Here is a 23829-nt window from a genome sequence, read left to right as displayed (position 1 = left end):
TTGACCATACCTATCCCGTGTTGCCGGCGCCGCAGGCCAGGAAGGAAGGAGCGCCCAATGCCGCAAAAAGACTTTGGCGCGCAGCAGCGCGAGCATCCCGACCCGACGGAGAAGGACCGGCCGATTCCAAGGTATGTCTTGCTTGGCGTCGGGGTAGCGCTGGCGTGGGCGGTCAGCTACATCCTCACGGTGCGCGACGACGACCCGGCCCTGGGCGACCGGCGCACCATGTCGACGCTGCAGGCCAAGGCCGGCACCGCGGCCGGCGCCGGCGGCGCAGTCGATGGTGCCCAGGTGTATGCGGCTCAGTGCGTGGCCTGCCACCAGGCCACGGGCGCCGGCTTGACGGGCGTGTTTCCACCGCTGGCCGGTTCGGAATGGGTGACCGGTGCGGAGAACGTTGCCGCCGCGATCCTGCTGCACGGGGTGACGGGCAAGCTGAGCGTGAAAGGTTCGGCATATAACGGACAGATGCCATCGTTCAAGGACAAATTGAGCGACGCGGAAATCGCTGCAGTGTTGAGCCATATCCGCAGCAATTTCGGCAATAGCGCAGCCAGGGTGGCGCCGGAGGCAGTCAAGGCGGCGCGTGACGCGACGGCTGCGCGCAAGGACCCGTTCAATGGAGACGACGATCTCGCCAAACTCGCCAGGCCAGCCAATTAAAGGGGATTTGCCGCGCACCCTGGCGCTGCTTGCCGGGATGGTTGCTGTCGCGGGAGCGGCGCTGTGGCAGGCCACCATGGGATTTCGCGTCGTTTCCACCGAAGCAGGACGGCGGCTTGCCATCGCCGAGGCCCCGCTGGCACTGCCCCGTGTCGACCTTGCGCTGCCGGGCGCCATGGCTTCGACACGGCGCATCGACTTGCCGGCACTGCTGGCGGCCGACAAGCGGCCGGCCATCGTCACCTTCTTTTATGCGCGCTGCAATGCGGTTTGCTCCGTCCAGGGCACCGAACTGCAGCAGATGCAGCGTGAAATCCTTGCCCGGGGCTGGCAGGACAAGCTGCGCCTGTTGACGATTTCCTTCGATCCACGCGATTCGCTGGACGACCTGGCCCACTATGCATCGCGCATGCGGGCCGATGCGCAAGCCTGGCAATTCGCGGCCGTGCCCGATGCGGCGCAGCGCCAGGCCTTGCTGGAGCAGGTCGGGATTATCGTGCTGCCGGCCGAGATGGGAGAATTCCAGCACAACGCCGCCTTCCATATCGTGACGCCGGATGGCCGGCTGGCGCAGGTGGTCGACTACGAGCAGCCGGAAGCGGCATTGGCGGCGGCGCTGGAGCTTGCCCGATGAACGCGGCGACGCGCGGCGCGGGCCGCCTGGCCTTGGCGTCCGCCGCGTTGCTGGCGGCGGCCTTGCTGCTGCGCGCACCGCTGGAGTCGTCAATGGCCCTGCATATGGTGCTCCAGCTGCCAATGATCGCGGTGGGCGGCGCCCTGGCCGGCCTCGCCGCCGAGCGCCATGCGGCACGCCTGGCGGGCGCGCTGGCGCGTTGGGACGCGCACGGGCTGGCAGGCCTGGCCTGGCTGCTGCTGGCCAGCGCCTACTGGATGGTGCCACGGGCGCTCGAGCAGTCGCTGACGATGCCGCTGTCTGAAGCGGGCAAATTCGCCAGCCTGTTCCTGCTCGGCTTCCTGCTGCCGGGTGCACTTGCGCGCGCGGCGGTGGTCATCCAGCTCTTCTTCCTTGGCAATTTCTGCGCCATGATGGCCATCGCCGGCATGCTGTACCAGGATATGGCGCAACGCCTGTGCAATGCCTACAGCCTGGACGACCAGGTGGTTACCGGCGTCGGACTGGTCGTGGCGTCGATCGGCATCGCTGCTGCCTGGTGCGTGTGGCAACTGCCGGCCATTGCAAACCAGGCAAGGGAACGGGCCTAGTTACTTGCGTGCCAGCGGATTCGGGGTTGGCTCGGCCACCTTGTGCAGCACATTGCGGTCAACGTGGTGGAACGGCTCCGACTCCTTGCCGCGCAAGAGCATGACGGTATCTTCCTCGTAACCCCAGGTGCCGTCGTCGTTGATGGTGACCTTGATGCGGTACTCGGTGGTCTTGAAGCCGAACTCCAGGAAGGGATTGGAGCAGATTCCATAAGTATCCTGCTCGCGCTGCGCCACCAGTTCGAAGGTCTTCGCATCCGGCGCCGCAATGCCCGATGCCATGGCGATCTGGCCGCGCGGAATGGCCAGGGTCTGGATCACGGTATTGGTGGCCGGTTCCCACAGCCAGTAGCCGACCTGCTCGTGGTACGTCTTGACGTTGTCGGGCTTGTTGACGATCAGGACGTAGCGCAGGCCGTAGAACAGTTGCGGCCCGTTGGTGACCGGGTCGATCGGCTGCAATTCGATGCGCTCGACATAGGCCTGCTTGCGCGGGCCGTCCGCCTTGGGCTTGATGTCGAGGCCGCGCTGCCCTTCCCAGATGCCGGCCATGGCGGCCAGCGGGCCAAGGTTGGCCAGCGTGTCCATGTCGATATTGGAAGGTTCGGTGTAAATGTCGTTGCTGTATTCGCTCATTGCATGCTTGCTCATTAATCAGGGAGCAAGCATTGTAACCTCGGCACCCGAATCTTCGCCGAGCAGCATGGCGGTGATCTCCTGCGGCGGCACCGGACGGCTGAACAGATAGCCCTGCACTTCGTCGCAGCCATGCTGCTGCAGGAAGCTGCGCTGCTGCTCGGTCTCCACCCCTTCCGCAATCACACGCATGTCGAGCTGGTGCGACAGGGAAATGATGGCGCAGGTAATGGCCTGGTCATCCGGGTTGGCCACCAGGTCGCGCACGAAGCTCTGGTCGATCTTCAGGCGGCTGATCGGAAAGGACTTGAGCGCCGCCAGGCTGGAATAGCCGGTGCCGAAATCATCGATCGCCAGCGCGATGCCCATCGCTTCCAGCTGGCGCATCTTGGCCACCGACTGCGCGGTGTCGCGCATGATCATGCTTTCCGTGACTTCCAGCTCCAGCCATTGCGGATCGAGGCCGCTCCACGCCAGGGCCGCCGCCACGCGTTCGACCAGGCGCGGATCGTCGAACTGGCGCGCCGATACGTTGACCGATACCACCAGCGGCGGCAGTCCCGCGTCCTGCCAGGCACAGGCCTGGCGGCAGGCTTCGCGCAAGGCCCATTCGCCGATCGCGATGATCAGGCCATGCTCTTCCGCCAGGGGGATGAACTGGGCCGGCGACACTGCACCGCGCTGCGGATGCTGCCAGCGCAGCAAGGCTTCAACGCCGAACATGCGCCCCGATTCCAGGTTCACCTTTGGCTGGTATGCCAGCGACAGCTGCTGCTCTTCCAGCGCCTTGCGCAAGCCTTCCGTCAATGCCAGCTTTTCCTCCAGGCCGGCGTTCATCTCGCGGGTGTAGAACTGGCAGTTGTTCTTGCCGCTGTCCTTGGCGCGGTACATGGCCGCGTCGGCATGCATCATCAGCGTGTCGGCATCGCGTCCGTCGCGCGGGTAGACGGCGACGCCGATCGAGCAGCTCACCTGCATCTTCTGCCCTTCCAGCATGATCGGCTGCACCACCGATTCCAGAATCTTGTTCAGCAGCGGTACCAGCACCTGCGGGTTGTCGTTCACGTGCGGCAGCACCAGCACGAATTCATCGCCGCCGAAACGGCCCACGGTATCCTCGCGCCGCACGCAGCCCACCATGCGGCCGGCCACTTCCTTCAACAGTTCGTCGCCGGCGTTGTGGCCCAGCGAGTCGTTGACCAGCTTGAAGCTGTCGAGGTCGATGAAGGCCACCAGCACCGATTCGTTGTTGCGCTCAGCGTGCGCGATCGATTGCCCGAGGCGGTCGCAAATCAGGCTGCGGTTGGGCAGGCCGGTCAGGGCATCATGGTGGGCCATGTGGTAGATGCGCTCCTCGGCGCGCTTGCGCTCCGTGATATCGCGCACGATCGCGACCACGCCGCCTTCCACGCCCACCACCTGCCAGTGCAGCCATTCGGCCTGCAGTTGCGGCACCATGTTGGGGCCTTCCTCCTGGTGCACGCCGCCATTCCGGGTCACCTGCGCCAGCCGCTCGAACATGCCGTTGTGGCGTGCCGCCGGCATCCACCCGCACAGCGTTTGCGCGCGCAGCTCGTTGCGGCTGCGGCCAGTCAGTTGTTCGGCGCGCGAATTGACCGCCGCGAACTTGAAGTCGACCACCAGCCCATCCTTGTCCCGGATGGCGCGCAGCACGAAAAAGGCATCCATGTTCGATTCAGACGCGGCCGCATAGGTTTCCTGCGCGCGGCGGATGCGGCGGCGCGCCTTGGCGCCCTGCCAGACGCAGGCCCAGACCAGGGCAGCGAGCAGGATCAGTACCGCGCTGGCGACGCCTGCCTCCCACAGCAGCTGGCGGCGCTGGGCCGCGAAGCCGGCCATCTGTTCCTGCTCCGACAGGCCGACCATGGCGCTCAGGCGCAGGCCGGCCAGCTGGCGCACCGCCGTATAGCGCTTGACGCCGTCGATCCTGCTGGCGACCGCTACGCCACGGCGCCCCTGCAGCGCCGCCAGGTCCAGCTTTTGGCCGAACGATTGCTTGTCGCCGACGCGCCGCGCACGCACCACGCCGTCGTCGCCGACCAGGCCGAGCATGCCTTGCTCGCCCAGGCGGCTGCGTTCATAGCCGCTGGTGAAATAGGCCGGATCGACTTCCACGATGACCACGCCGGCAAATTCGCCGTGCTTGTCGTCCAGCCGGCGCGTGAAATGCAGGTGCCAGTCCGGGTTTGCCTCGTCGCGCATCGCCTGCGAGATGAAGGTGTAATTGCTGCGGTGCTGCCGATGGAAGCTGAAATACTCCTGCTGCGCGACGTTGATCGGGCGGGCAGCGGGGTTGCTGGCGACCGTATTGCCCTGGGCGTCGACGATGCTGACCACGAAAACCAGGCCGGACGGCAGCAGGCCATGCTCCTGCAGTTCGGGCAAGGCGCCGCGTGCGCCCTGGCTCTCGGCGCTGTACTTCAATACCTGCAAGGTTTGCTCGATGCCGTTGATGCTGCGCGCCACCTGAGCTTCATAAGTCGCGATCAATTCGCTGGCCGATTCGGCAGCCAGTTCCCGCGAGGCGGCGGCTTCGCTGTCGATGAAATGCAGCGTGGTGCCCCACACCACGGCCAAAAGGACGAGCGTGAACAGGGGCAGCGAGACATGCGTCTCAAGGCACATGCGCAACCAGCGTTTCATGTTCAATGCACCACCAGGACCGGACGCACGCTGGCATCGAGCGCGCTGCGATCGATATAGCCGATCAGGGTTGGATTATCCGCCACCAGCTTGCGCACTGCCTGGCTGTTGGGCAGTTCGCGCGGCGGCTGGCCGCGGCCGGTGAAAATCTTCTTGGTCCAGTAGGCCTTCATCAGCGCCGGGCTGCGGTTGGCCACCTTCAGGTAAAAGTCGTCGCGCAGCGGGGAGCCGATCGGCAAGTCGAGCGCTACCACTTCGCCGCCATCGGGGAAGCGCGCCGCTTCGGAAAGGAAGATATCGGCCACCTGCTCGGCGCGCAGCGTCGTGATGGGGCTGCGCGCCGACACCACCACGACCAGTTCGGCGGCGGCAGTGGCGCCGGCAAGCGTCACCAGCAGCAGGCAGCAAAGGAATTTCCTGATCATGGCCTGCCCTTCAGAACACGAAGTCCACCGACGCGCTGAACACGCGGAAGCTGCGGCCATAACGATAGCCGGGCTGGATGTTCGACAGCGTGCCGCTGGTACCGTTGCGCGGCCGCACATGGTCGAATTGCAGCTTGACGGCGGCATTGCCGCTGGCATCCCAGCGCAGGCCAAGGCTGTTGCTGTCCTGTTCCGCGATCATGCTGAGCAAGCCGTTCAGCTCCGTGTTCAGGCGCCGGGCAGCCGGCAGGTACGGCGGCGGCAACGTCGACAGGTCCAGGCCTGCGACCCGGTTCGGCGTGTTCGCCACCACCTTGCTGAAGGTGCCATACGGCGTGAAGCTGCCCAGGCGATAACCGCCGCTGACATAGCCCGCGGTCTTGTCGCCCAGCATGGAACGGGCGTTGACGCGCCCTATCTCGCCCATCACGAACCAGTTGCCGGGGTCGTAGGAAGCGCCGATGCTAAGCACCGTGGCACGCTTGCGGTCAGGCTCGTAGCGGCGCGCCAGCACTTCGCCCTGCGGGCCAAACTGGCGAATGGCGGAAAACAGGTCTTGCAGCAGCGGGGTTTCCAGCTCGCCCTGGATGGCGGTAGCGCGCACCGTCAGCGCGCCGGCGGTGCTGGTGCTGGAAATGCCCGCCAGCTTGTGCGCCCTGACGCGGGTGGTGTCGGACAAGGGCACGCTGGTGCCGCCGTACAGCACCTGCGTGGTGTTCTTCACATCGCCGAAGGTCCAGCGGTAGCTGGCGTCGATGCCGTCGCTGTTGCTGATCGGGAGCGCGGCATACAGTTCGACCGGCGTGCGCACCGACGTCAGCGCATAGCTGGCCTTGCGGTAGTCGCCGGACAGGAACAGCGGCAATGCAATCCTGCCAACGCGCAGGCTCAATTCCGGCGATACCTGGTATTGCACATTGGCCCATTCGACTTTTGGCGTCCACGAATGGGTCAGATGACGTTCCGCCACGACCTGCAGCACGGCCGACCAGTGGCCGCCGGAGTTGTAGGCAAGCTGGGCGCCGAGGCGGCTGTCCACCGCGTAGCTCCAGTCGCGCGTGGCGCCGGCCTCGCCCGGATTCAGGGGATTGGCCGCATAATCTGCCTGCTTCTCGCTTGAATGGACGGCGCTCAGGGTGCCGAAACCGCCAAAAGTCCAGCTGCCGTCTTGCGCCGCCGTGTGCCCGGCGTGCGCAGCCGGCTGCAGGAGCAGCGTTCCGGCAATGGCGAACAGGACAGGCGTCTGGTGCAGCTTTGGCATAATGGCACTCTTGGCAAGAAACGTCGGCAATAAAACAGCGCCGCTTGCCGTACCGGCATGCGTTCGCGTCAGGTGTGGGATTGGACTGGTAAGACTCAGCGCGGGAAAGGCGCTTTTTGAATTCTCACACTTTATAACAGCGACCTGTAACTGTCGAGAAATTTCCCTAGAGTACCTTTACTATCTCTTGGGAAATATTTAACTGTGAATAAAAGCAAAGGAACGAAGCAATGCAGCAGGTTTCATGCGGCACCCTGGTGGTGAATAGCGCTCGCCAGGTGCTGCTATGCCATGTCACGGGTACGGCAAGCTGGGACATTCCCAAGGGCTTGCAGGATGCGGGCGAAACGCCCCTGCAATCGGCACGGCGCGAGCTGTTTGAAGAAGCCGGCCTGGATTTCGAGGCCGGCCTGTTCGAAGACCTCGGGGAATTCAGCTATCGCCCGGACAAGCGCCTGCACCTGTTCAAGGTGGAAGTCGGCGACCAGTTGTGCAACCTCGACCACCTGCGCTGCACCAGCTTTTTCCCGCACCAGCGCACCGGCGAACCGACGCCCGAGGCAGACGGCTTCCGCTGGGCTGCGCGCGATGAACTGAGTTCCCTGTGCTGGCCGCGCATGGCGTCGCGGCTGCTTTCAATAGCGTGGTGATCACGCGCCGCCGGAAACGCGGATCGTCGTGCCGGTAAGGTAGCGCGCCGCGGGCGACAGCAGCCACACCGCCGCTTCCGCGATTTCATCCGGCTCGCCCACCCGTCCCATGGGGATGCGGGCCGCCACGCGCGCCGGCCTTCCCGCATCGCCGGACGTGGCATGGATATCGGTCTGGGTGGTGCCAGGCGCCACGCCGCACACGCGGATGCCCTCCGGCGCCACTTCCTTGCCGAGGCCCATGGTAAAGGTGTCGACGGCCGCCTTGCTGGCCGCGTAAGCCACGTATTCGTTCGGGCTGCCCGCCGTCGCCGCGGTGGAGCTGATATTGACGATCACCCCGCCCTTGCCGTGTGAGCGGAAGGCCGCCAGCGCAAGGCGGCTGGCCTGCATCAGGCCCAGCACATTGGTGCGGAACACCTGCTCCACGGTCGCCGGCGCGGTATCCCCAAAGGCCCCCAGCCCGCCGGTAATGCCGGCATTGTTCACCAGCCCCGACACCGGCCCCAGCTCTCGTTCGACGGTGGCGAACATGCGTTCGATATCTTCATCGCGCGCCACATCCGCCTGCACCGCCAGCGCCCGGCCGCCGGCCGCTTCGATGTCCGCCACTACGCGCGCCGCCGCTTCGGCATCGCGCTGGTAATTCACGGCCACCACCCAGCCATCCTGCGCCGCCCGGCGCGCAATGGCAGCGCCAATGCCGCGGCTGGCGCCCGTTACGATCACTATTTTTTTCATAGCCATATTCTATTTGATTTGGGTCATGGATTCTGAACGGCTGTCCGGCCAGACTTGAGGGATAGACAAGGAGACCGCAATGCAACGCCTCGAATGGAGTCCGCTGCTGGAAACCGGCGTGGCCGAGATGGATGCCTCCCACCGCGCCTTATTGCAAGCCATTCACGCAACCATCGACGCCGACGATGGTTCCCTGCCCAGCCGTATCGCCGGACTGCTCAGCGCCCTGGCCCTCGATTTCGCCGAGGAAGAGGCGCTGATGGACCAGCTCTACTATCCCACCGAGCACGAACACCGGGCCGCCCACCGGCGGGCCTTGGCCGCACTGCAGCACGCCCTGCCCGTTGCGCAGGCCGATCCGGCCGGAGCGCGCACCCTGCTGGAGCGCCTGCCGCGCTGGTTCCTTAGCCACCTGAGCGCGATGGACTTGCCGCTGGCGGTCGCCGTGGAGAACGCAGGGCACCCGCATACCCAGCCCCCCAGCGCCAAGCTGCGGCAGCAGCTGGCGCTCTTGCTGCAAGAGCAATCCATCTGATTTAACGATACATTGCATCCAAATATATTGGCTTCCGGAATATGTCTCTGCGGCATAAGATGACTTCGTCAACAACACATTCCTTGAAGGAGTCATCGCATGAACACACAGACCAACAACGCTTTCCTGCCACTTGCCGGCCGCATCCTGATGGCCGCCATCTTCGTCATGAGCGGGATCGGCAAGATCGCCAATCCGGCCGGCACCCTCGGCTACATCAACGCCATGGGCCTGCCATTCCCTGAACTGGCGCTGGCGGGCGCCATCGGCATCGAAGTGCTCGGCGGCCTGCTGCTGGTGGCCGGCCTGTACACCCGCCCTGTGGCATTGGCGCTGGCCGCGTTCTCGGTCGTGACCGGCCTGGTCTTCCACAGCGCGATCGCGGACCAGAACCAGATGATCCACCTGATGAAGAACCTGGCGATGGCCGGCGGCCTGCTGCAGATTGCTGCGTTCGGCGCCGGCAGCCTGAGCCTCGATGCCCGCCGCACCACGAATGCGCTGCGCACCGCCTGACTGCTTGCAGGACTGTGGCGGGACGCTTTAGACTGCGGCACCTGAAGGAGACTTGAAAAGATGTTTCGCCACATTCTGATTCCAAGCGACGGCTCCGCCGCATCGCAACTGGCAGTGAACGCCGCCCTGCGCATGGCCCGCGAAAGCGGCGCCCGCGTCACGGCGGTTCACGTGCTTCCGGAAGAACCGGCGCTGGCCAGCGTGGCCGCCGCGCCAGCCGAGAACTCGATCCTGGCCGATATCGCGCGCCAGGCCAGCACCTTGAACGTGGACTGCACCACGCTGGAAGTGCACGCCGACCAGCCGCATTCGGCCATCGTTTCCACCGCCTTGCAGCGCAACTGCGACCTGATTGCGATGGCCTCGCGCGGGCGCAGCGGGCTGGCCAGCCTGATGCTGGGCAGCCAGACGCAGAAAGTGCTCACGCACAGCAAGATTCCGGTGCTGGTGTTCCGCGAGGGCTAACGGCGCACGGCAACCAGGTCGTCGTAGATCGGCACCGCCGCCATGGCCAGCAGCACGCACGCCAGCGGCAGCACGGCACCAAAGCCAACGGCCTTGAAGCCGAAGGCCCCGGCCACGGCGCCGACAAAGAACGACGACACCAGCGCAGCGAGGATACGCACGCGCTTCCAGTCCGCGGCCACGCGCGGCACCGCCTGGTCGTCGCGGTTCCAGTAAAGCGCCTTGCCGGCCTCGATGCCAAGGTCGGTCACGATGCCGGTCATATGGGTGGTGCGGATTTCGGCGTTCGAGAGCTTGGTAATGACGGCATTCTGCAGCCCCATCATGAAGCACAGGAGCATCACCGTTGCCGGCAGCACGATCACGTCGATCGCCTGCAGGCGCGTTCCCATGACGCCAAATGCCAGCAGGAGGATTGCCTCCACCAGCAGCGGCAAGGCAAACTCGCTGTGAAGATGCCGGCGGCGTGCAAAATTGACCATGACGGCGCAACAGGCCGCGCCGGCCAGGAAAGCCAGCAAGGCGCCGGCGCAGTCGAGAGCCGCGTCGATGGCGCCCAGCGCCAGGTCGTCGGCGGCGGACGACAGGATGCCGGTCATGTGGGAGGTGTACTGCTTGACGGCCAGGAAGCCGCCCGCGTTGGCCGCCCCGGCCACGAAGGCCAGGGCGATGCCGAGGTGGCGATTAGCAGCGGCGGCGCGCTGCCGTCCGGTCAGGCTTCTTACATAATTGATCGGCATTCGTCCTCGGCATAAGATCGAACCTCTTACAGGTAAGCGCTGACGTCGGGACGGGTTGCCAGTGCCTGCTGCACCACCTGCACCACGAACTCGCGGTCAGCGCCGCGCAGTGGCTGGCGTGGGCGGCGAACGTTTTCGTTGCCGACACCGACCAGTGCTTCCACCAGTTTCAGATTTTGCACCAGCTTGGTCGAAACGTCGAGGTGCAGCAGCGGCATGAACCACTGGTACAGCTTCAGGGCTTCGGCCAGGCGGCCGGCTTTGACCAGCTTGTACAGGGCCACGGTCTCTTTCGGGAAAGCCACCACCAGGCCGGCCAGCAAGCCGTCGGCGCCAACTGCCAGGCCTTCGAAGGACAGGTCGTCCACGCCCATGAAGATGGCGTAGCGGTCGCCGACGGCGTTGCGCAGGTCGGTCACGCGGCGGATATTGTCGGTCGATTCCTTGATCGCTTCCAGTTCCTCGCAGTCGGACAGCTCCTTGAAGTCGGCCGGGGTCAGGTCGACCTTGTAGGTGACAGGGTTGTTGTACACCATGATCGGCAGCTTGGCGGCCTTGGCAATGGTGCGCAGGTTGGCCTTGGCTTCATACGCGTCCGCCGCGTACAGCACGGAAGGCATCACCATGAAGCCGTCCACGCCCAGGTCGCGCGCTTCCTGCACATAGCGTTCGGCGTTGGCGGTGCGGGTTTCGCTGACGTTGGCCAGCACCGGCACGCGGCCGTTGGCGACCTTGACGGCGGTCTTGGCGACCGCCAGCTTCTCTTCGAAAGACAGGGTGCTGGCTTCGCCCAGCGAACCGCAGGTGACCAGGCCGTGGCAGCCGCTGTCGATCATGAAGGAGAAGTGCTTCTCCATTTCTGCGTGGTCCAGCTCCTCATTCGCGTGGAATTTGGTGGTTACTGCAGGGAATACGCCTTCCCATTTGATTGCTGCCATTTCAAGTCTCCTTGTGAGGTTCGAGGGTGATAATGCTGCCGGCACGTGCCGGCGAGATCGGTGTACGCACGGCGTCCGGACGCCATCCATACAGGAAATCGGTTGCGTTGCCGCAGATGCGGCCCTGGCAAGGGCCCATGCCGCAGCGGGTTTGCAGCTTGGCGCTGCGCCAGTTCGGCTGCCCGCGCAGTTCGTCGTGGCAGACGTCTTCGCAGCGGCAGACAATGGTGTCGGGTTGCGCCAGCGTGCGCAGTTCTTCACGCGGGGCGAAGGTGCGCGCCAGCCGGGCTGCAAAGCCCTGCCATTGGGTGCGCTCGGTGAAGAGCTCTGGCGTCACGCCCTCGCCGCAGGCTGCCAGGCCAGCAATGCGGCCTTCGACCAGCGCCAGGTCCACGCCGCCGACACCGGTGCCCTCGCCCGCGCACAGCACATTCGGCACGGAGGTGCGTTGCCAGGGGTCGGTCTTCACTGCGCCTTGTTCGATGGCGCAACCGAGTGCGCGCGCCAGCTCGGTGTTCGGCAGCAGGCCATAACCACAGGCGAGATAGTCGCAATCGATATCGAGCCTTGCCCCCTTGCGCTGGACTTGTACGGATGTCACTTGCACGTCGCCCCTTGCGCTCGTCACGTAGCTGTTGGCGTAGTAAGGAATGCCGCGCAGGGCCGCGCCAAGCCTGACGGCTTGCAGCGCCTTTGACGGCGTCAGCGCCAGGCCTGCGGCAAAGCGCGCCAGGGCCGGGAAGCTCGCTTGTTCAACAATGGCGGCGACGAGCGCCCCGCGCTCCTTCAAGGTCGCAGCGACGGCCAGCAGCAGCGGGCCGGTGCCGGCAACGACCACGCGTTTGCCTTGCACAGGGTAGCCGCCTTTTGCCAGCGCTTGCAGGCCGCCGGCGCCGGTGACGCCGGGCAGCGTCCAGCCCGGGAACGGCAGCAGCAATTCGCGGGCCCCCGTAGCGAGGATCAGCTGGTTGTAGCGGATCGTGCCGGCACGCTCGGCATCCTGCAACAGCAGCTCGCCGGGGCGGGTCAGCATCAGCACGCGGGTGCCGGGCAGGAAGCTCACCTTGCTTGCGGACTCCAGGGCCTGCCAGAGCCGGCGCGCGCGCTGGTCCTGCTGCCTGGCCGGGCCGCCGCGCCAGATCTGGCCGCCCGCCAGCGGGTTGTCGTCGACGATGGCGATGCGGCGTGCACCTTGCGCGCTGGCCGCCGCGTGGGCTGCGGCCAGGCCGGCCGGGCCGGCGCCTACGATCAGGATGTCAAAGAGTTGCGTCATGCCGAGGCTCCCGTCTGCACGTCCATGCCCGAGCGGCAGAGCGTCTGGCAGGACAGCACATGCGCACGGCCGTTGATCGTCACGCGGCATTCCTGGCAAACGCCCATGCCGCACAGGGGTGCGCGCAATTGCCCGCTGACCGAGCGCCGCGTCACGCCTGCAATGGCGGCGGCGACGGTGGTGCCGGCGGCAACGGTTGCGCCATGGCCGTCGATCGTCAGACTGATGGAATCAGCCATAGGCCCTCCCCTGCGGATTGAAACGGCTCGGCATGTAAGGACGCGCATCGATCCCAGCCTGCCCGCCCGTCATTTGCGCGACCAGCAATTCCGCCGTCGCCAGCGAAGTCGTGATGCCAAGCCCCTCGTGGCCGGTGGCCAGCCATACATTGCGGCGCGACAGGTCGGGGCCGATCAGCGGCAAGCCATCCGGCGTCGCTGCACGCAAGCCGGTCCAGCAGCGCAGGATGTTCAAGCCTGCCAGCGCCGGCGTGTATTCGACTGCCCTGGCCAGCATGCGCGCCATCATTGCCGGTTCGGCCGCCAGGTCGGTGGTATCGAACTGCCGCGAGGAGCCGATCAGCACCTGCCCGGTAGGACGCGGCTGCAGGTTGAACGCCACCGATTCGCCTTCCGACGCATGCGCGCTCTTGATATAGCCAAGCTCCACCAGCTGGTGGCGTACAAATCCCGGATAGCGGTCGGTAATCATGACGTGGCCCTTCTTGGGCCGCAGCGGCAGGTCCGGCGCCAGCGCCAGGCAGCGCGTGCCGGCCGCCAGCACCACCCGCCCCGCAGACAATCGCGAGCCGTTCGCCAGCAAGACGCCGTCGTCTTCCAGCGCGACCGCCTCGCCCATAACAAGGGTTGCGCCTCGCGCGACCGCCCGGGCCAGCAGGATGCGTGCGCTCTTGGGCGGATACACCAGCCCGTCGCCCGGCACCAGCAAGCCCCCGGCCAGGTGAGGCCGCAGGTTCGGCTCGATGCGGTACAAGTCCTGGGCGCCGATCACGTCGCATTCCAGCCCGTGGGCCCGCATGGTGACGGCCTTGGCGCGCGCTGCGTCGAGCTCTTCGTCGTCGGCTGCGACCCAGATGGTGCCGCAGCGGCTGTATTCGTGACGCTGCGGCTGGCCTTCCACCAGTTCCTTCCAGAGTTCCAGCGAATGGGCGCTCAGGGCCAGTTCCGCCGCGTTGTCGTCCATCGCCACCAGGTGTCCCATGCCGGCTGCCGTGGCGCCGCTGCCGACCGCATCGCGTTCGACCACGGTCACGCGCAAGCCGCGCGCTGACAAGGCATCGGCGCAAGCGGCGCCGATGATCCCCGCGCCGACGATCAGGACGTCCGGTGTCATGCTCAACGAATGCCCCAGACAAATGGATCGCTCGGGTCCAGCACCAGGGTCGAGGTGGCGTTCACCCAGGCCTTGCCGCGAATGCTGGGCAGCACGCGCTCGCCATCGCGGCGATAGGACGCTTCAAACACGCTGCCAACGATGCTTTCCTGGCGCCAGACTTCGCCTTCCCCCAGCTTGCCGTCCGCCGCCAGGCAAGCCAGCTTGGCGCTGGTGCCGGTACCGCAGGGCGAGCGGTCGTAGGCATTGCCTGGGCAAAGCACGAAGTTCTGGCTGTCGCCCAAGCCGCTGCGGGAATCGGCAAACAGTTCGACGTGGTCGATCAGCGCGCCGTTGTCGCCCGTGATGCCCTGCGCTTCCAGCGCATCCTTGATCGCCGTGGTGTAGGCCGACAATTCGCGCACATTGCCCAGCTCCAGGCGCCTTCCATGGCCGGACACCAGGAAGAACCAGTTGCCGCCCCAGGCGATATCGCCACGCACCACGCCGTAGCCCGGCACGTCGACCGGCACGCCGGCCGCCTTGCGCCATGCCGGCACATTGTTCACGGTCACGCTGCCGTCTTCATGCAGCTGCGCTTCCACCACGCCCACCGGCGTATCGATGCGGTGCACGCCCGGGCTCAGGCGGCCCATGTAGGCGAGCGACGCCACCAGTCCGATGGTGCCATGGCCGCACATGCCAAGGTAGCCGACGTTGTTGAAGAAGATGACGCCTGCTGCACAATCCGGCGCATGCGGCTGGCACAGCAGCGCACCCACCAGCACATCCGAACCGCGTGGTTCGCACACCACGCCGGAACGGAAGCCGTCATGCTCTTCGCGGAAGCGGGCCAGGCGTTCATTGAGGGGACCGGTGCCCAGGTCAGGGCCGCCGTCAATCACCAGGCGGGTCGGTTCGCCGCCGGTGTGGGAATCGATAATGGCTATGGTTTTCATGCTTGCCATCTTATGCCTTCCCTGCACTCCCGTCTTGCATTGCTCGGCCGCCGATGATGACGAAATCCGCACAATCGTGTAAAAATGGACAAAACCAGCAGGAGGGCACCATGACAGTACATATTTTGCAAAGCGCCGCGCGCAACGACCTCGGCGCCAGGATCGGCGACGTCTTCTTCGCCGAGCCCCTGTTCGATGCCTTGCCGGACGTGGTGTTCTTCGTCAAGGACCGCGCCGGGCGCTACGTGGTGGTGAACCAGACCCTGGCCCGCCGCTGCGGGATGAAGGACAAGGCCGGGCTGCTGGGCAAGACAGCAAACGAGGTGTTTGCCGCCCCGCTCGGCCAACGTTTCCAGGCCCAGGACCAGTCCGTGCTGGATGAAGGGATGCAGATCGAGGACCAGCTGGAACTGCACCTCTATCCCAACCGTGATCCTGGCTGGTGCCTGACACAAAAGCGTCCCCTGCGCGATGCCCACGGGGCGATTATCGGACTGGCCGGGGTGTCGCGCGACCTGGCCATGGCCGACCACAAGAACCCTGCGTACCACAAGGTTGCCGATGCGGTCCGGCTGATCCACGACAAGTATGGCGAGACCCTGACCCTGCCCCAGTTGGCGCGCACCGCCAACATGTCGGTCGCGCAGATCGAGCGCTACTTCGAACGCATTTTCCACCTGACCCCACGCCAGATGATCATCAAGACCCGCCTCGAAGCCGCATCACGCATGCTGGCGGGGAACTCCAGCGTGTCCGACATCGCCCAGGCCTGCGGCTACGCCGACCACAGCGCCTTCACGCGCCAGTTCCGCGCCACGGTCGGCGTGACGCCAAGCGAATACCGGCTGCTGCTGCGGAACGACAGCTGACCTTCCATGCGAGGCGCAATCAATTCAATTCCTGAATTGATGCATACACTCTTTGGTTTGATGCGGTATTGATCCCCACCTATGATCGACTCCATAACACATCACACATGGAGACCGTATGAAGAATGATGCAGCCATCCCCCTGGCGGCCGGCGCCGCCCGCGTCCAGACCCGCACGCGCTGGACGATCCTCGCCATGCTGTTCGCCATCACGACCATCAACTACGCCGACCGCGCCACCATCTCCATCGCCGGCCCGGAAATCAAGAAGGAACTGGGGCTGTCGGCAGTCCAGATGGGCTTCATTTTCTCGGCCTTTGCCTGGTCCTACGTGGTGGCGCAGCTGCCCGGGGGCTGGCTGCTCGACCGCTTCGGCTCGAAGATCACTTACTTCTTCAGCATCTTCCTGTGGTCGGCCTTTACGCTGTTCACTGGCGCCGCCGGCTTCTTCGCCGGCGGCGCAGCGGTCGCCGTCCTGTTCACGCTGCGCATGCTGGTCGGCGCGGCGGAGGCGCCCTCCTTCCCCGGCAACAGCCGCATCGCGTCGGCCTGGTTCCCGACGCACGAACGGGGACTGGCGGCGGCGGTCTTCAACTCGGCGCAATATTTCGCAACCGTGCTGTTTGCCCCGATCATGGGCTGGCTGGTGCACAGCTACGGCTGGCACAGCGTGTTCTACGTGATGGGCGGCCTGGGCATCGTAATGGCCTTCGTCTGGCTGAAGACCATTCACGGCCCGAAAGACCATCCCGGCATCAACGCGGACGAACTGCGCTACATCCAGGAAGGCGGCGCGCTGGTCGACCTGGAAAGCGGAAACCGCGGCAAGCAGGCAGCAGCCGTGAACACTGTCGCCTGCATCAGGGAACTGCTGTCGAACCGCATGCTGCTGGGCGTCTACATCGGCCAGTACTGCATCACCACGCTTACCTACTTCTTCCTCACCTGGTTCCCTGTCTACCTGGTGCAGGAACGCCATATGACCATCTTGAAGGCAGGCTTTGTCGCCTCGCTGCCCGCGATTGCCGGCTTCCTCGGCGGCATCTTCGGCGGCTGGCTGTCGGACCGCCTTGCCAAGGCCGGCTATTCGCTGTCGGTGTCGCGCAAGGTACCGATCGTGTTGGGCATGCTGATGTCGATGAGCATGATCGCCTGCAACTACCTCCAGGCCGACACCCTGGTCGTTGCCGTGATGTCGCTGGCCTTCTTCGGCAAAGGCGTCGGCGCCCTGGGCTGGGCGGTGGTATCGGACACCTCGCCGAAGGAGGCTGGTGGCCTGAGCGGCGCCCTGTTCAACACGTTTGGCAATACCGCCGGCATCACGACGCCCATCGTCATCGGCTACATCGTCGAAGCCACGGGCTCCTTTGCCGGCGCCCTGGTCTTCGTCGGCGCCAACGCGGCGCTGGCCATTGCCTGCTACCTGTTCGTCGTGGGTGACATCAAGCGCGTCAAGCTGGTGTCCTCGCTGAACCAATGATCCACCCGTTCCATTCAAACCGCACCCAGACATCATGAACAACACCGTCACCAACGCCCCGATTGTCACCAGCCTGCGCGTCGTGCCTGTCGCCGGCCAGGACAGCATGCTGCTGAACCTGAGCGGCGCCCATGGCCCCTGGTTCACCCGCAATATCGTCATCCTGACCGACAACGCCGGCAATACCGGACTGGGCGAAGTTCCCGGCGGCGAAAAAATCCGCCAGACGATCGAGGACGCGCGCCCGCTGGTCGTCGGGAAAACGCTGGGGGAATTCAACAACGTCCTCAATGCGATGCGCCGGGCCTTCGCCGACCGCGATAGCGGCGGGCGCGGCAACCAGACCTTCGACCTGCGCACAACCATCCATGCCGTGACCGCCGTCGAATCGGCCTTGTTTGACCTGCTCGGCCAGTTCCTCAACGTCCCCGTCGCGGCGCTGCTGGGCGACGGCATCCAGCGCCAGTCCGTCGAGATGCTGGGCTACCTGTTCTACGTCGGCGACCGCGGCAAAACGAACCTGGCCTATCGCAGCGAGCCCGATGCCGGCGACGCCTGGTTCCGCTTGCGCAATGAGGAAGCCCTGACACCCGCGGCCGTGGTTCGCCTGTGCGAGGCCGCGCGCGAGCGTTATGGCTTCAACGACTTCAAGCTGAAAGGCGGCGTGCTATCGGCCGACGAAGAGATGGAGGCCATCGTCGCCATGCACGAACGTTTTCCCGATGCTCGCATCACGCTCGACCCGAACGGCGCCTGGTCGCTGAAGGAAGCTGTACGCGTCTGCCGCGACAAGCATGGCATCCTGGCCTATGCCGAGGACCCATGCGGCGCCGAGGACGGCTTCTCGGGACGCGAAGTCATGGCTGAATTCCGCCGCGCCACCGGCTTGCCGACCGCCACCAACATGGTCGCCACCGATTTCCGCCAGATGGCCCATTCGCTGCAATTGCAGTCGGTTGACATCCCTTTGGCCGATCCGCACTTCTGGACCATGCAGGGATCGGTGCGCGTGGCCCAGTTGTGCCAGATGTTCGACCTGACCTGGGGTTCGCATTCGAACAACCATTTCGACATTTCGCTGGCAATGTTCACCCACGTGGGCGCCGCTGCGCCAGGCAAGGTGACGGCCATCGACACCCACTGGATCTGGCAGGATGGGCAGCGCATCACCAGGGAACCGCTGAAGATCCAGTGCGGCAAGGTGCAGTTGCCGACGCGCCCCGGCCTGGGCATCGAACTGGACGAAGCGGAGCTGGAAAAGGCGCACCAGGCTTACAGGAACATGGGACTGGGAGCGCGCGACGACGCCGTCGCCATGCAGTTCCTGGTGCCAGGCTGGAAGTTCGACAACAAGCGGCCTTGCCTGCTGCGCTAAGCCCGGCGCGCCTCAGCAGGCGCCCGGAAAGCCGGGCAGGATTTCCTTGATGAACAGCTGCAGGATAGGATTCTCGTTATCGCGCCGGTAAGTGCAGACGGTACTTACCGGTTCGGTTTTCATCCTGCGCAGCACCACGCCATCGAAATGCAGGCGCGCGCAGGCTTCCGATACCAGGGCCGCCCCGATGCCGGCGCTGACCAGTGCCAGCATGGTATGCACCTGCCCGATATGCTCGACCACGTCCGGCACCACGCCTTCACGTTCGAAGCGGCTGGTCAGCATCTGGTAGAAGGGACGTGCTTCGTGCGGCGAGTACATGATGAATGGCCGCTGGTGCAGGCAGGCCAGGGTTGGCTCCTGCGGCCAGCGGCCGGCCTCGTTGGCCGGAAGCGCCAGCAACAGCCCTTCCTGCGCGATCGGCAGGCTTACCAGCTCGCCATGCAGGGCCAGGGGGCGCATCAGGGCAAGATCCAGCTGGCCGGCGTCCAGCGCTTCCACCTGCGCTGTGCTGACCAGCTCCTTCAGCGTGAGCGCCAGTTCAGGCGTCCTTTCGCGCAAGCGGCGCACCACCTCCGGCAGCAGCGCATATCCCGATGCCGAGGTAAAGCCGATCGCAAGGCTGCCCTGCTCCCCCTTCGCCACGCGGCGCGCCATCAGCCCAGCTTCTTCCGCCAGCCGGATGATGCGCACCGCCTCCGGCAGGAAAGCCTTGCCGGCCGCCGTCAACCGTACGACGCGGCTGCTGCGGTCCAGCAATTGCACGCCGACGCTATGTTCGAGGAGCTGGACCTGCCGGCTTAACGGCGGCTGCGTCATGTTCAGCCGTTCGGCAGCGCGGCTGAAATGCAGTTCCTCGGCGACCGCAATAAAGCAGCGCAGCTGGCTGATCTCAAACACGGTTCAGCATCCTCCGCCGCAACTAGGCCACGCCGTTCCGGCCAAATTCACGGTAGGCCGGACGGCCAAGCAGCCGTTCGACATAGGCGGCGACTGCCGGGTAATCCGGACGCTCGATGGGCGTCATCAGCCAGCGGTTCAGGGACAGGCCGAGTACAATATCGGCCAGCGTAAATTGCTCGCCGGCGGCAAAAGGCCCGCCTGCGGCCAAATGGCGGTCCAGGATGCCGATGTTGCGGTTCCAGGCGGCAGCGCTGGCCGCGACTTGCGCCGGATCGGCAAACGCCGGGCTTTGGCGCACCAGGGCCATGAAGGCGTAGCGCCAGGAGGCGTTCAGGTCGGTGGCCTGCCAGTCCATCCATTGCTCGACGCGGGCGCGCGCGGGCGGATCAGCAGGTAGCAAGTCGTGGCGGCCAGCCTTGCCGCACAGGTAGCGGCAAATACTGTTCGACTCCCACAGCACAAAGTCGCCATCCACCAGCACCGGCACCAGGCCATTCGGATTCAGCGCGACATGTTCCGGTTGCCATTCGATCCGCTCGTATGCGACGCCGATTTCCGCCAGCGTCCACAAGACCTTGCGCACATTGATACTTGTCGGTTTTCCAATCAGCTTCAGCATGTCATAACCCCAGTTGGGAAAGTATTTCTTCCTTCAGTTGCTGCAATTCCGGCGTCGACAGCTTGCGCGGGTGCGGCTGCTCGACCTTGAAGCTGGCCTGGATACGGGTCGGGCGCGGCGACAGCACGAGGATGCGGTCAGCGAGGTAGATGGCTTCTTCCACGTCGTGCGTGATCAGCAGCACGGTATGGCGCTCCTCGGACAGCACGCGCAGCAGCTCGTTGCGCATCTTGAGGTTCATCAGCGCGTCCAGTGCGGAGAATGGCTCGTCCATGTACAGGATTTCCGGCTTCACCACCAGTGCGCGGGCGATCTCGGCGCGCTTCAGCATGCCGCCCGACAGCTCGTGCGGATAAGCGTTCTCGAAGCCTTTCAGCCCGACCATCTCGGCATAGTGATCTGCCAGGGCCGCCTTGTCGCCATGGTGGTCGCCATTCAGGCCGAACATCAGGTTCTGCTGCACCGTCAGCCACGGGAAAACGGAACCATGCTGCGAAATCACGATTCCCTTGGGGCTGGGTTTGGTCATCGGCTTGCCGTCGATGGCCACCGAACCTTCATCCGGATGCTCGAAACCGGCCACGATCTTCATCAGCGTCGACTTGCCGCAGCCGGAAGGCCCGACAATCGCCACGAACTCGCCGTCGGCAACTGAAAAATCGACGCCATCGACCACCGGCAGCGCATTGAACTTCTTCCTGATCCTGTTGACGGAAATCTTAGCGTCCATAGCGCCACCTTACGACCTTGAGTTTTTCCAGCAGGCGCATGATGCCATCCAGCGCCAGTCCAATCAGTCCGATGATGATCATGCCTGCGATGACCAGGTCATAGCGGTTGCCCGCATTGCGCGAATCGATGATCAGGTAGCCAAGCCCGGAACGCAACGCGATCATCTCCGCCGCCACCACCACCAGCCAGGCCACGCCGAGCGAAATGCGCATGCCGACGATAATTTCCGGCAGCACGGCTGGCACAATCACCTGCCTGAACAATTTGGAGCGCGATACGCCAAAGTTTTCCGCCGCGCGCAGGTAGCGCTTCTCGATCGTATGCACGCCAGCCGCCGTCTGCACGATCATCGGAAACACGGCGGCGATGAAGATCAGGAAGACCGGCGAGGCATTGCCCACGCCAAACCACAGGATCGCGACCGGAATCCAGGCAATCGGCGAGATCGGCCGCAGGATCTGGAACACCGGATTCAGCGTGCGGAAGGCGCCATCGACGCGTCCCATCCACAAGCCCGTCGGCACCGCAACCAGGATCGCCAGCGAGAATCCCATGCCTACCCGCATCAGCGAGGCGCCGATGTGTTCCCACAGGCTGCCGTCTTCCACCAGCTCCATGGTGCCGGTGACCACCTGCGCAGGCGTCGGGAAAATCAGGCTCTCGGTGGCGATAACCACGTACCACCAGATGGCGACAATCGCCACCAGCACCGCCAGCGGCGGCCATATCTTGTTCAGTCTCTCCATGGGGCTTTGGCTAACAAGGTTTGAAGGCGCCATTGCAGCCGCTGCCAACCGGCCGGCGGCGTGGGCTTGACCACGACCGTCATCTGGCCGCTGGCATGGGCGGTGCAGGCGAAGGGATGCTCCCCTGCCTGCTCGAACGGCAGGCGGAAATCCTGGCCCGGCATGATCAGCACGGGACCGAAAATCTGGGGCACGGTATCGCTGTTGCGCAGCAGGAGCACGTCGTTTACGCCCAGTACCAGCGTGATGGTGTCGGGCAGGATCTCAGCCTTCTCCCCCGCCATGCGGCGCGCCCAGGTGCCTTTGGGGATGTCGAACAGGGCGTCGCGCGAAGCCGGGTGGATCGGTGCATACGCGGACCAGGCAAGCGCGCCGGCAACAGCGGCCGCCAGCAACAGCGCAATGACAGGCAGCCGGCGCTTCATTGCTCCCTGGCAAGCTGGGTCACGTCATGCACGATGTCGTCGGCCGGGCGGCCGAACGGCATCAGCGCGCGCAGCCTGCCTTGCGGGTCGATGAAATACAGGTAGGAGGAATGCCCCATCGTGTATTCAGACTTGCTGCCTTCGACCATCTTCTTCGTCGCCGAGATGCCGTAGGCCTTGCGGATGGCGGCCATCTGCTCCTCGCTGCCGGTCAGGCCGATGAAGCTCTTGTCGAACTGCTCGAGGTAGGCTTTGAGCTTCGCTGCAGTGTCGCGCTGAGGGTCCACGGTGACGAACACCACTTGCAGCCTGTCGCCCAAGGGGCCGAGGCGCTCGCGGGCCTGTTTCAGCAGGGCCAGCGAAACGGGGCAAACGTCGGCGCAGCTCGTATAGCCGAATTCCAGCACCACCACCTTGCCGCGATACTTGTCGAGCGCGAAGGCCTTGCCGTCCGCAGCTTTCTGCGCGATCTGCGGCGCCAAGCGGGGAGGATCGAAGGTCCCCGACTTGAGCTGGCCGGCAGCGTGCGCGACACCGGCAGCCGTCAATGACAGCGCTAACAGGAATGGCCGGATCATAGGGCGATGCTCACCGGCTTGATGGACTTGACGAAGCTCTCGTCCACATAGGTCTCGAAGGCCACCGGGCGTTTCAGCGTGCCGGCTTCGATGGACAGCTTCATCAGCTCATCGAATTCGGCGCGGATCATGCGCAGGTCGCCGTAGGTCACGCGGTCGGCCGGGTTGTCCATCACGAACTGGATCACTTTCGGGTCCTGGTTGAAGAACTTGCGGGCGGAGGCAATCCTGGCTGCCTTGGCACGGTTGACGGGCGTGGCATCGAGCCAGTTGCCGGCTGCCTGCACGTGGTTCACCAGGTCCTGCACCAGCGGGCGGTTGGACTTGATCAGCTCCTCGCGCACGGTCAGCACGCAGCAGATATAGTTGCGCCACTCATCGCGCGTCATCGACAGCGGACGGGCATAGCCGGCCTTCTGCGCAGCCGCGCCAAATGGCTCGCCGGTGCAGTAGGCATCCACCGCGTTGGCGTACAGCGCCGCCGGCATGTCGGGCGGCGCCATTTCGATGATCTGCACATCTTTCGGCGTCATGTTCTCGCGCGCGAGCATCTTGCGCAGGAACAGGTAATCCACCGCAAAACGGCTGGGGATCGCGATGCGCTTGCCGCGCAGGTCGGCGAAGCGCTTGTGCGCCGAGTCGGTGCGCACCATGATCACGGCGCCGGAGCGATGGCCGAGCGAGACCACTTTCAGCGGGATCTTCCTGTCGGCCAGGTCCATCACCAGCGGCGCCAGCATGTAGGCAGCCTGGATCCGGCCCGTCATCAGCGACTCCTTGATCTCCGGCCAGCCGCTGTACTTGCTGAATTCGAAGGCTCCGCCGCGCGCGCTGCAGGCGATCGGCAAGGTCAGGTTGCAGGTGACCGGCAAGCCGCCCACCACCAGCAGGTCCGCGGCCTGCGCCAGCGAAGGCAGCATGGCGCCGCCCAGCCCCAGCGCCGGAAGCGCCAAGGCGCCGCCCAGCAACTGGCGGCGGCGCAAGAAGTGTTCATGTTCAATCAAGGTTGACATTCGATCATTCTAGCACTGGCCAGAAACTTGACCCAGGTCATGGTTGGAATCGGTACCAATGTGC

At 65.0% G+C, this 23829-nt stretch carries 28 protein-coding genes; 10 read left to right on the top strand and 18 right to left on the bottom strand.

Going from position 1 to position 23829, the window contains the following annotated elements:
• Positions 1 to 57 precede the first annotated feature (57 nt).
• The 3 genes from ACN9MU_RS14900 to ACN9MU_RS14890 are packed head-to-tail and all read left to right on the top strand — an operon-like array spanning position 58 to position 1890.
• Entirely contained in the window at positions 58 to 666 is a 609-nt protein-coding gene (locus ACN9MU_RS14900) for a c-type cytochrome (protein ID WP_426337552.1), read from the top strand.
• Positions 623 to 1300 (top strand): SCO family protein, encoded by a 678-nt coding sequence (locus ACN9MU_RS14895; protein WP_426171728.1) that lies wholly within the window; start codon positions 623 to 625, stop codon positions 1298 to 1300. The genes ACN9MU_RS14900 and ACN9MU_RS14895 overlap by 44 nt, the downstream gene beginning before the upstream one ends.
• On the top strand, positions 1297 to 1890 hold the full coding sequence (locus tag ACN9MU_RS14890; RefSeq protein ID WP_426344800.1) for a hypothetical protein: 594 nt from the start codon (positions 1297 to 1299) through the stop codon (positions 1888 to 1890). The genes ACN9MU_RS14895 and ACN9MU_RS14890 overlap by 4 nt, the downstream gene beginning before the upstream one ends.
• On the opposite strand, the gene ACN9MU_RS14885 is transcribed toward ACN9MU_RS14890, so the two are convergent.
• Genes ACN9MU_RS14885 through ACN9MU_RS14870 form a run of 4 tightly spaced genes read right to left on the bottom strand, consistent with a single transcriptional unit; the run spans position 1891 to position 6876 of the window.
• Positions 1891 to 2526: an FABP family protein gene (locus ACN9MU_RS14885; RefSeq protein ID WP_426171725.1), complete on the bottom strand. Its 636-nt coding sequence runs from the start codon at positions 2524 to 2526 to the stop codon at positions 1891 to 1893.
• Positions 2527 to 2544: 18 nt separating this feature from the next.
• Complete coding sequence (locus ACN9MU_RS14880) at positions 2545 to 5190, bottom strand: bifunctional diguanylate cyclase/phosphodiesterase (RefSeq protein WP_426171723.1); 2646 nt, start codon at positions 5188 to 5190, stop codon at positions 2545 to 2547.
• A gap of 2 nt (positions 5191 to 5192) precedes the next feature.
• The gene (locus ACN9MU_RS14875) at positions 5193 to 5615 is read right to left on the bottom strand and encodes a phosphate ABC transporter substrate-binding protein (RefSeq protein ID WP_426344799.1); all 423 of its coding nucleotides are present in this window, start codon (positions 5613 to 5615) and stop codon (positions 5193 to 5195) included.
• Positions 5616 to 5625: 10 nt separating this feature from the next.
• Complete coding sequence (locus ACN9MU_RS14870; protein ID WP_426171721.1) at positions 5626 to 6876, bottom strand: hypothetical protein; 1251 nt, start codon at positions 6874 to 6876, stop codon at positions 5626 to 5628.
• A 230-nt stretch (positions 6877 to 7106) separates the two neighbouring features.
• Between ACN9MU_RS14870 and ACN9MU_RS14865 the strand changes: the two genes are divergently transcribed.
• Positions 7107 to 7526, top strand: a complete 420-nt coding sequence (locus ACN9MU_RS14865) for an NUDIX hydrolase (protein WP_426171719.1) — start codon at positions 7107 to 7109, stop codon at positions 7524 to 7526.
• Here ACN9MU_RS14865 and ACN9MU_RS14860 read toward each other — a convergent pair whose 3' ends face one another.
• On the bottom strand, positions 7527 to 8267 hold the full coding sequence (locus ACN9MU_RS14860; RefSeq protein ID WP_426171717.1) for an SDR family oxidoreductase: 741 nt from the start codon (positions 8265 to 8267) through the stop codon (positions 7527 to 7529). It abuts the gene before it with no gap.
• Positions 8268 to 8346: 79 nt separating this feature from the next.
• Here ACN9MU_RS14860 and ACN9MU_RS14855 point away from each other — a divergent pair, with 79 nt between their 5' ends.
• From ACN9MU_RS14855 to ACN9MU_RS14845, 3 genes are all read left to right on the top strand, one after another.
• Positions 8347 to 8802, top strand: coding sequence for a hemerythrin domain-containing protein (locus tag ACN9MU_RS14855; protein ID WP_426171716.1), 456 nt, complete (start codon positions 8347 to 8349; stop codon positions 8800 to 8802).
• A 99-nt stretch (positions 8803 to 8901) separates the two neighbouring features.
• Complete coding sequence (locus ACN9MU_RS14850) at positions 8902 to 9318, top strand: DoxX family protein (protein WP_426171714.1); 417 nt, start codon at positions 8902 to 8904, stop codon at positions 9316 to 9318.
• A gap of 60 nt (positions 9319 to 9378) precedes the next feature.
• Positions 9379 to 9783 (top strand): universal stress protein, encoded by a 405-nt coding sequence (locus ACN9MU_RS14845; protein WP_426171712.1) that lies wholly within the window; start codon positions 9379 to 9381, stop codon positions 9781 to 9783.
• Here the strand turns inward: ACN9MU_RS14845 and ACN9MU_RS14840 are convergent.
• The 6 genes from ACN9MU_RS14840 to ACN9MU_RS14815 are packed head-to-tail and all read right to left on the bottom strand — an operon-like array spanning position 9780 to position 15034.
• Positions 9780 to 10523: a YoaK family protein gene (locus tag ACN9MU_RS14840; RefSeq protein WP_426171711.1), complete on the bottom strand. Its 744-nt coding sequence runs from the start codon at positions 10521 to 10523 to the stop codon at positions 9780 to 9782. The two genes, ACN9MU_RS14845 and ACN9MU_RS14840, sit on opposite strands and share 4 nt — an antisense overlap.
• Positions 10524 to 10549: 26 nt before the next feature.
• Complete coding sequence (locus ACN9MU_RS14835) at positions 10550 to 11461, bottom strand: dihydrodipicolinate synthase family protein (protein WP_426171709.1); 912 nt, start codon at positions 11459 to 11461, stop codon at positions 10550 to 10552.
• A 1-nt stretch (position 11462) separates the two neighbouring features.
• A complete protein-coding gene (locus tag ACN9MU_RS14830) occupies positions 11463 to 12734 on the bottom strand; it encodes an FAD-dependent oxidoreductase (RefSeq protein WP_426323293.1) in 1272 nt (423 codons plus the stop codon).
• Positions 12731 to 12973 carry a 2Fe-2S iron-sulfur cluster-binding protein gene (locus tag ACN9MU_RS14825; RefSeq protein WP_426171706.1) on the bottom strand — a complete coding sequence of 81 codons (243 nt, stop codon included), beginning with the start codon at positions 12971 to 12973 and terminating at the stop codon, positions 12731 to 12733. The genes ACN9MU_RS14830 and ACN9MU_RS14825 overlap by 4 nt, the downstream gene beginning before the upstream one ends.
• A complete protein-coding gene (locus tag ACN9MU_RS14820; RefSeq protein ID WP_426323290.1) occupies positions 12966 to 14087 on the bottom strand; it encodes an NAD(P)/FAD-dependent oxidoreductase in 1122 nt (373 codons plus the stop codon). The genes ACN9MU_RS14825 and ACN9MU_RS14820 overlap by 8 nt, the downstream gene beginning before the upstream one ends.
• 2 nt (positions 14088 to 14089) lie before the next feature.
• Positions 14090 to 15034: a 4-hydroxyproline epimerase gene (locus ACN9MU_RS14815; protein WP_426171702.1), complete on the bottom strand. Its 945-nt coding sequence runs from the start codon at positions 15032 to 15034 to the stop codon at positions 14090 to 14092.
• Positions 15035 to 15135: 101 nt separating this feature from the next.
• Between ACN9MU_RS14815 and ACN9MU_RS14810 the strand changes: the two genes are divergently transcribed.
• The 3 genes from ACN9MU_RS14810 (at position 15136) to gudD (ending at position 18749) form a co-directional block, all read left to right on the top strand.
• Complete coding sequence (locus ACN9MU_RS14810) at positions 15136 to 15894, top strand: helix-turn-helix domain-containing protein (protein ID WP_426171701.1); 759 nt, start codon at positions 15136 to 15138, stop codon at positions 15892 to 15894.
• Between the two features lie 118 nt (positions 15895 to 16012).
• On the top strand, positions 16013 to 17374 hold the full coding sequence (locus ACN9MU_RS14805) for an MFS transporter (protein ID WP_426171699.1): 1362 nt from the start codon (positions 16013 to 16015) through the stop codon (positions 17372 to 17374).
• Positions 17375 to 17408: 34 nt separating this feature from the next.
• Positions 17409 to 18749, top strand: a complete 1341-nt coding sequence (gene gudD, locus ACN9MU_RS14800; protein ID WP_426344798.1) for a glucarate dehydratase — start codon at positions 17409 to 17411, stop codon at positions 18747 to 18749.
• A gap of 12 nt (positions 18750 to 18761) precedes the next feature.
• Here the strand turns inward: gudD and ACN9MU_RS14795 are convergent, their stop codons facing one another.
• Genes ACN9MU_RS14795 through ACN9MU_RS14765 form a run of 7 tightly spaced genes read right to left on the bottom strand, consistent with a single transcriptional unit; the run spans position 18762 to position 23765 of the window.
• The gene (locus ACN9MU_RS14795; RefSeq protein ID WP_426344797.1) at positions 18762 to 19649 is read right to left on the bottom strand and encodes a LysR family transcriptional regulator; all 888 of its coding nucleotides are present in this window, start codon (positions 19647 to 19649) and stop codon (positions 18762 to 18764) included.
• 22 nt (positions 19650 to 19671) lie between these two features.
• The gene (locus tag ACN9MU_RS14790) at positions 19672 to 20271 is read right to left on the bottom strand and encodes a glutathione S-transferase family protein (RefSeq protein WP_426344796.1); all 600 of its coding nucleotides are present in this window, start codon (positions 20269 to 20271) and stop codon (positions 19672 to 19674) included.
• A 1-nt stretch (position 20272) separates the two neighbouring features.
• A complete protein-coding gene (locus ACN9MU_RS14785) occupies positions 20273 to 21001 on the bottom strand; it encodes an ABC transporter ATP-binding protein (protein WP_426171691.1) in 729 nt (242 codons plus the stop codon).
• On the bottom strand, positions 20991 to 21749 hold the full coding sequence (locus tag ACN9MU_RS14780) for an ABC transporter permease (RefSeq protein ID WP_426344795.1): 759 nt from the start codon (positions 21747 to 21749) through the stop codon (positions 20991 to 20993). The genes ACN9MU_RS14785 and ACN9MU_RS14780 overlap by 11 nt, the downstream gene beginning before the upstream one ends.
• Positions 21737 to 22174 (bottom strand): cupredoxin domain-containing protein, encoded by a 438-nt coding sequence (locus ACN9MU_RS14775; RefSeq protein WP_426344794.1) that lies wholly within the window; start codon positions 22172 to 22174, stop codon positions 21737 to 21739. The genes ACN9MU_RS14780 and ACN9MU_RS14775 overlap by 13 nt, the downstream gene beginning before the upstream one ends.
• A complete protein-coding gene (locus tag ACN9MU_RS14770; protein WP_426344793.1) occupies positions 22171 to 22752 on the bottom strand; it encodes an SCO family protein in 582 nt (193 codons plus the stop codon). Before ACN9MU_RS14770 ends, ACN9MU_RS14775 begins: the two co-directional genes overlap by 4 nt.
• Positions 22749 to 23765, bottom strand: coding sequence for an ABC transporter substrate-binding protein (locus ACN9MU_RS14765; protein WP_426344792.1), 1017 nt, complete (start codon positions 23763 to 23765; stop codon positions 22749 to 22751). The genes ACN9MU_RS14770 and ACN9MU_RS14765 overlap by 4 nt, the downstream gene beginning before the upstream one ends.
• Positions 23766 to 23829 lie beyond the last annotated feature (64 nt).

It is taken from the genome of Pseudoduganella sp. R-32, assembly GCF_049913245.1.
Lineage (GTDB): Bacteria > Pseudomonadota > Gammaproteobacteria > Burkholderiales > Burkholderiaceae_D > Rugamonas.
Note: the sequence above shows the minus strand (reverse complement) of the source record. Positions and strands in the feature narration are given on the sequence as shown.